Raw genomic sequence first — 6466 nt, 5'->3', positions numbered from 1 at the left:
CCCCCAGGTCATTCCTTCGACAGGGGGACACAGTCATGCCGAGCCCGGAGGCCAGCGGCCCCGTTGCAGGACCGCGAAAAAGATAACGGGGAGGGGGCGGCCGGCGCCTCAGCGCAGGCGCGCGACCCGCCAGACGGCCAGGACCGCGACGGCGGCGACCACGGCGACGTACGCGATCACGACCCGCCAGTCCGGGCGGCGTCCGGAGCCGCGCTGCGGAAACCCGGGCCACGTGTAACCGACGCGGCGGGCGGCCATCATGCCCCAGCCCGCGGCGCACGAGCAGATGAGCAGGCCGAGCATGGCGACCACGGCACCGCCGTCGCCGAACTCGAAGGCCAGCGGGAAGGCGAACATCAGTGAGCCGGTCGCGGCCAGGCCCACGATGGGGGCGAGCTGCCAGATCCGCAGCCTGCGCTGGGGGCGCAGCTCGACCTCGACCTCGGGCCCGGCGGACATCTCGTCCGGCCCGGGGCCGTCGGCGGTCACGCCGTCAGGCGTCTCGTCGGGCCCGTCGGGGATCAGCCGATCCCCGTCCTGCCCGATGTCCTGCCCGGTGTCCTGCTGCGTGCCTTCTGTCGTGTCGCGAGGGCCGGCCTCCATCGCCACGCGCCCTCCCAACTCGGACTTCACTCGGTCGATCGAAGCTCGATGATGGCACGGCGTCAGAGGCCGCGATGACGGCCGGAGCGTCCCGATGCCATGACGTGATCAGGCTGTAACCGGTCGTTCGACCAACGCCAGCGCGAGCCGCGGAAGTTCTGTGACATCCGCCGCAGCCCCACTCAACCAGTGCACCCGCGGGTCGCGCCTGAACCACGAATCCTGCCGGCGCGCGAAGCGTTTGGTGGCGCGTACGGTCTCGGCGCGTGCCTCGTCCTCCGTGCACTCCCCGGCCTGCGCCGCGAGCACCTGCTGGTAGCCCAGCGCGCGGGAGGCCGTGCGCCCCTCGCGCAGGCCGCGCTCCGCCAGCGCGCGCACCTCGTCGACGAGGCCGGCCTCCCACATCCGGTCGACGCGGCGTGCGATGCGCTCGTCCAGCTCGGGGCGGGCCACGTCCACGCCGACCTGAACGGTGTCGTAGACGGAGTCGTGGCGCGGGAGGTTGGCGGTGAAGGGCTTCCCGGTGATCTCGATGACCTCGAGGGCGCGGACGATGCGGCGGCCGTTTCCGGGCAGGATCGCCTGGGCGGCCTCCGGGTCGGCCGCGGCCAGCCGCGCGTGCAGGGCGCCGGAGCCGCGCAGCGCGAGCTCCTCCTCCAGCCGCGCGCGCACCTCGGGGTCCGTGCCGGGGAAGTCCAGATGGTCGATCGCGCCGCGGACGTACAGCCCGGAACCGCCGACCAGGACGGGCCAGCGGCCCTCGGCGAGCAGCGCGTCGATCCGCGCGCGTGCGAGCCGCTGGTACTCGGCGACGCTGGCGGTGACGGTCACGTCCCACATGTCCAGGAGGTGGTGCGGGACCCCGCCGCGTTCCTCGGGCGTCAGTTTGGCGGTGCCGATGTCCATCCCCCTATAGAGCTGCATGGAGTCGGCGTTGACGACCTCGCCGCCGAGCCGCTCGGCGAGGAAGACGCCCAGATCGGACTTTCCTGCCGCGGTTGGCCCGACGACGGCGATGACCCGCGGGGCGGGAGCTGCACTACTCACCGCCCCAGTCTCGCAAACCCCGGCCCCTCTCCTCGAACGAGCTACGTGACGCCACGGGTCCGGGGTCGTTGCCTGTTGCGAGGTTCCGGCCGCCGGTTTTCGAGAGCCGGTGACCCGCGCGACGCAATGGGACGCACCGGGTAACGCGGAATTTCGCTCTCACGAGTACCGTATGGAGTGGATATGGGCGTTTTTGCACGGCTTTTTCGGAGGTCGAAGGCTGCTACGGAGGAGGCGTCAACCGCCGAGGTGACGGCCGACACCCGGACGGTCGAATCCGCGTCCGGAACGGCGGAGGAGGCGGAGCGGACCCCCGGGACCGATTCCACCGAGGCCGCCGACGCGGACGCGGCGGACGCGGCGGACGCGGCGGACGCCAGTGCCGCCACCGGTGCCGACGGGCGCGATGCCGGGGTGTCCGACGCCGGTCCTGCCGCGGCGGGTCGGCCCGCGGCTGATTCCCCCGCGACCGGCTCCTCGGACGCCGGGACCGGGGCGGAGGCGGAGGCGACCGCCGTGACCGCGAAAGCGGCCGACGGCGCGGGCACCGATGTCGAGATCCCGAAACAGCAGTCCGCGGAGCAGTCCGCCGACAGCGAGGCCGACGAGGGCGCCCGGAAGTAGACCGCCCGCGAGGGAAGGTGGACCAGTGGGTCTCCTGGACGATGTGAAGGCCAGGCTCGCCCCGGCCAAGGACAAGGTCTCTGACCTCGCACTGCAGCACGGGGACAAGATCGGTCAAGGTCTCGACAAGGCCGCCAGAGCGGTCGACGAGAGGACCAAGGGCAAGTACAGCGACAGGATCCGGACGGGCAGCGGCAAGGCCAAGGGTGCCGTGGACCGGCTCGCCCACAAGGAGAGGTCCGGGACGCACGACGGCACCGCCCACGGCACGGGAACAGGCGCCACGCCCGGCACGGGCACGGGCGCCACGCCCGGCACGGGTACGGGCGCCACGCCCGGCACGGGCGCCACGCCCGGTACGGGTCATCACGCCGCACCGGGGACGAGCCACCGGCCGACGCCGGGCACGAGCCGTGACACGAGTCCCGGGATGAGCGGGGGCGACATGTCGCCGCCCGACCCGCCGCCTCCCCCTCCGGCCCCCTGAGGGCGTCGAGGACACCTGGAGGCACCCGAGGCCCGGGAAGCGTCCGGAGGCGACGCGATCTGTCCGGCGAGGGCGCGCCGGCGGACGGCCGGGAGTCCGGACTCCCGGCCGTCCCCGCGCCGCCCTGGGTTCCCGGTCCGTCAGGTCCAGGTCGCGACCACGTACCCCACTCCGTAGGGGGCGTCCTCGTAGAGCAGCTCGCCCGAGAGGCCCGCTCCCTCGGCCGCACCCGCCAGGACCTGCCAGGCCGCCCGTCCCGACGCCTTGAGCTCGTAGGCCAGCCCGGCATCCAGCGCCTTCAGAGCGGCCACGTCGGCCGTGCCCAGCGCCCGGGTGGCCTCCGTGTCGAAACCGGCCGCGCGCTCGTCGAAGTACCCGGGCGCCTTGAGTGTCCGGCAGGCGCTGGCGTCGCCCATCACGAGAAGCGCCACACGGCCGGCCGCGGCGGCGATCTCCGCCCCCACCTGAACGCACCGCTCGGGCGCCAGCGGTTCGCCCACGCCGAGTCCTTCCACCGGGGCGTCGGACCAGTCCGCCCGCTGGAGCAGCCAGGCTCCGACCGCGAGCGACGGCGGCAGCGACCGTTCCGGTGACGCGGGTTCCGGCGCGCCGGCGCCCAGCCGCACGTCGAGGTCCACACCGAACGCGCGGAACGAACCGGGGGTGCCCTCGGGGTGCGCCCCTCGGGCCTCCTGCTCGGCGGGGCCCACGACGACGAGCCGGTCGGGGCGGGAGGCGGCGAGCACGCCCAGCGCGTCGGTGCACGCGGCGCGTGCGGCATCCAGTTCGGGTGCCGCGCCGGCGGCCACGTCGGGCACGAGCAGCGGCGGGCAGGGGCAGACTGCGGCGGCGACAAGCATGATCCGCAGCGTAACGCGCACCGCGCACGACGGTCAGCCGTGCGTCATCAGCACGCCGCCGGCGGACGGCCGGGGTCAGCCGCTCGCCGGCCGGGTCCGTCGCTCAGTCGCACCCGCAGCCGCTGCCCGTGGCCACCGGCAGCGGCTCGGGGGCGCCGATCCCCGGCAGTCCGAGCATCACGCCCGCCGGCTTGGCCGCCTCGGCGGCGTTGCGCTTCTCCCAGGCGTCTCCCGCCCGCGTGCGGCGTACGTCCAGGACGGCGCCCTCCGCGAGCAGGTGGTGCGGGGCCGCGTAGGTGATCTCGACGGTGACGACGTCGCCGGGACGGACCTCGGCGTCGGGCTTGGTGAAGTGCACGAGGCGGTTGTCCGGGGCGCGGCCGGACAGGCGGTGGGTGGCACCGTCCTTGCGGCCCTCACCCTCCGCGACCATCAGTTCGAAGGTGCGGCCGACCTGCTTCTTGTTCTCGTCCCAGGAGATCTCCTCCTGCAGGGCGACGAGACGCTCGTACCGCGCCTGGACGACCTCCTTGGGGATCTGGCCCTCCATGGTCGCCGCCGGGGTGCCGGGACGCTTGGAGTACTGGAACGTGAACGCCTGCGCGAAGCGGGCCTCGCGGACCACGTGGAGCGTCTGCTCGAAGTCCTCCTCGGTCTCGCCGGGGAAGCCCACGATGATGTCGGTGGTGATCGCCGCGTGCGGGATCGCCGACCGCACCTTCTCGATGATCCCCAGGTACCGCTCCTGCCGGTACGAGCGGCGCATCGCCTTGAGGACGGTGTCCGAGCCGGACTGCAGCGGCATGTGCAGCTGCGGCATCACGTTCGGCGTCTCGGCCATGGCCGCGATCACGTCGTCCGTGAAGTCGCGCGGGTGCGGCGAGGTGAACCGGACCCGCTCCAGGCCCTCGATCCCGCCGCAGGCGCGCAGCAGCTTGCTGAAGGCCTCGCGGTCGCCGATGTCGCTGCCGTAGGCGTTGACGTTCTGGCCGAGCAGCGTGATCTCGCTGACGCCCTCCCCGACCAGCGCCTCGATCTCGGCGAGGATGTCGCCGGTCCTGCGGTCCTTCTCCTTGCCGCGCAGCGCCGGGACGATGCAGAAGGTGCAGGTGTTGTTGCAGCCGACGGAGATCGAGACCCACGCCGCGTACGCGCTCTCGCGGCGGGTCGGCAGGGTCGAGGGGAACGCCTCCAGCGACTCGGCGATCTCGACCTGTGCCTCCTCCTGCACACGGGCGCGCTCCAGCAGGACCGGCAGCTTGCCGATGTTGTGCGTACCGAAGACGACGTCGACCCAGGGGGCCCGCCGCACGATGGTGTCGCGGTCCTTCTGGGCGAGGCAGCCGCCGACGGCGATCTGCATCCCGGGGCGCCTGGTCTTCATCGGGGCGAGCCGGCCGAGGTTGCCGTACAGCCGGTTGTCGGCGTTCTCCCGGACCGCGCAGGTGTTGAAGACGACGACGTCCGCGTCGCCGTCCGCGCCCTCGGGGGCACGGACGTACCCGGCGCCCTCGAGGAGCCCGGAGAGCCGTTCGGAGTCGTGGACGTTCATCTGGCACCCGTAGGTGCGCACTTCGTACGTCTTGGCTTCCGTACGGGGTTCCTGGACGTCCACTGCCTGGCTCCGGTCGCTGCTGCTCATGCGACAAGGGTAGGCGGTACCCGGAGTGCCATCCGTCCACACCTGTGGCTTCCCGCCCGGGAGCGGGCACCGGCGGCCTCGGCCTGGTCATCCGCCCGTCCGGCCTGGCAGGATCGCGCGCATGGTCCAGGCCCTCCCCCGAATCGGCAGGCGCCGCGCGCTACAGGCGGCCGCGGCCGCGTTCGTCGTGCTCGGGCTGCTGCTGTGGTGGCTGCTGCCGCTCGGGGAAAGCTCGCCGAGCGGCACGGTGACCCTCAGCACAGGCACGCGCAGCGGCGTCTACCAGCGCTACGGGGTGCTGCTGAAGCACGAGCTGGCGAAGGACATGCCCGACCTCGACGTACGGCTGCTGAGCAGCGAGGGGTCGCAGGAGAACGTGGAGCGGGTGGCCACCGGCAAGGCCGACTTCACCATCGCGGCGGCCGACGCCGTGGAGAAGTTCAAGCTGGAGGGCCGCCCCGGGGCGGATCAACTGCGCGGCTGCGCCCGGCTGTACGACGACTACGTCCAGGTGGTCGTCCCGCGTTCGTCGCCGGTGCGGTCGATCGAGGACCTGCGGGGCAGGACGGTGGCCGTGGGCCAGGCGGGTTCCGGGGTGCGGCTGATCGCCGACCGGATCCTGATGGCGGCCGGGCTCGACCCCGACAAGGACATCGAGCCGGTGTCCACCGGGATCTCCGAGATGCCGGCCGAGCTGGAGAACGGACGGATCGCCGCCTTCTTCTGGTCGGGGGGGCTGCCCACGGGGGCCGTCGCCGATCTCGCCGGGAACTTCCAGATCCGCCTGATCCCGCTCGGGGCCGGCCTCGTCGACAAGCTGCACCGGCAGGGCGGCATCTCGCGCTACTACCGGGCCGCCGACATGCCCGCCGACGCCTACCCGAGCGTCCAGCAGGGCGCGGCCATACCGACGGTGGCGGTGGCGAACCTCCTGGTCACCCGGGCCGACACCGACCCGACCCTCACCGAGCACTTCACGCGCACGGTGATCGACAGCCGGGACGGCATCGGGCACGAGGTGCACGCGGCCCAGCTGGTGGACCTGCGCACGGCGATCTTCACGGACCCGCTGAAGCTGCACCGGGGCGCCACGCGGTACTACCGGTCGGTCAAACCGTAGGACGTGCGACGGCGCGCGCGGCCGGCGCCCACCGGCCTCCGGGACCCGTCCGTCAGCCCGTCCGGGGCGGCCTCAGCCCGTAC

At 73.1% G+C, this 6466-nt stretch carries 7 protein-coding genes; 3 read left to right on the top strand and 4 right to left on the bottom strand.

Annotated elements, in window-relative coordinates; genetic code table 11:
* Window positions 1–108 precede the first annotated feature (108 nt).
* A complete protein-coding gene (locus ACFY93_RS32575; RefSeq protein ID WP_391365521.1) occupies window positions 109–603 on the bottom strand; it encodes a hypothetical protein in 495 nt (164 codons plus the stop codon).
* A gap of 108 nt (window positions 604–711) precedes the next feature.
* Window positions 712–1650, bottom strand: a complete 939-nt coding sequence (miaA, locus tag ACFY93_RS32570; RefSeq protein WP_391365517.1) for a tRNA (adenosine(37)-N6)-dimethylallyltransferase MiaA — start codon at window positions 1648–1650, stop codon at window positions 712–714.
* Between the two features lie 249 nt (window positions 1651–1899).
* Here miaA and ACFY93_RS32565 point away from each other — a divergent pair, with 249 nt between their 5' ends.
* Complete coding sequence (locus tag ACFY93_RS32565; protein WP_391365516.1) at window positions 1900–2274, top strand: hypothetical protein; 375 nt, start codon at window positions 1900–1902, stop codon at window positions 2272–2274.
* Window positions 2275–2299: 25 nt separating this feature from the next.
* Complete coding sequence (locus ACFY93_RS32560) at window positions 2300–2761, top strand: Rv0909 family putative TA system antitoxin (protein WP_391365515.1); 462 nt, start codon at window positions 2300–2302, stop codon at window positions 2759–2761.
* A gap of 140 nt (window positions 2762–2901) precedes the next feature.
* Here the strand turns inward: ACFY93_RS32560 and ACFY93_RS32555 are convergent, their stop codons facing one another.
* Both ACFY93_RS32555 and miaB read right to left on the bottom strand, forming a co-directional pair.
* Window positions 2902–3621: a class III extradiol dioxygenase subunit B-like domain-containing protein gene (locus tag ACFY93_RS32555; protein ID WP_391365514.1), complete on the bottom strand. Its 720-nt coding sequence runs from the start codon at window positions 3619–3621 to the stop codon at window positions 2902–2904.
* A 103-nt stretch (window positions 3622–3724) separates the two neighbouring features.
* Window positions 3725–5263 carry a tRNA (N6-isopentenyl adenosine(37)-C2)-methylthiotransferase MiaB gene (gene miaB, locus ACFY93_RS32550; RefSeq protein WP_391365513.1) on the bottom strand — a complete coding sequence of 513 codons (1539 nt, stop codon included), beginning with the start codon at window positions 5261–5263 and terminating at the stop codon, window positions 3725–3727.
* 121 nt (window positions 5264–5384) lie between these two features.
* Here miaB and ACFY93_RS32545 point away from each other — a divergent pair, with 121 nt between their 5' ends.
* Window positions 5385–6383 (top strand): TAXI family TRAP transporter solute-binding subunit, encoded by a 999-nt coding sequence (locus ACFY93_RS32545; protein WP_391365512.1) that lies wholly within the window; start codon window positions 5385–5387, stop codon window positions 6381–6383.
* Window positions 6384–6466 lie beyond the last annotated feature (83 nt).

The sequence above is a fragment of the Streptomyces sp. NPDC008313 genome (assembly GCF_042956125.1).
GTDB lineage: Bacteria > Actinomycetota > Actinomycetes > Streptomycetales > Streptomycetaceae > Streptomyces.
The sequence above is the reverse complement of the archived record's forward strand: the minus strand, read 5'-3'. Positions and strand labels throughout refer to the sequence as shown.

Bases quoted from the DNA above. Each gene is read 5' to 3' on its own strand.
- ACFY93_RS32575 (WP_391365521.1), bottom strand. From the start codon at position 603: ATGGAGGCCGGCCCTCGCGACACGACAGAAGGCACGCAGCAGGACACC.
- ACFY93_RS32555 (WP_391365514.1), bottom strand. From the start codon at position 3,621: ATGCTTGTCGCCGCCGCAGTCTGCCCCTGCCCGCCGCTGCTCGTGCCC.
- miaB (WP_391365513.1), bottom strand. From the start codon at position 5,263: ATGAGCAGCAGCGACCGGAGCCAGGCAGTGGACGTCCAGGAACCCCGT.
- ACFY93_RS32545 (WP_391365512.1), top strand. From the start codon at position 5,385: ATGGTCCAGGCCCTCCCCCGAATCGGCAGGCGCCGCGCGCTACAGGCG.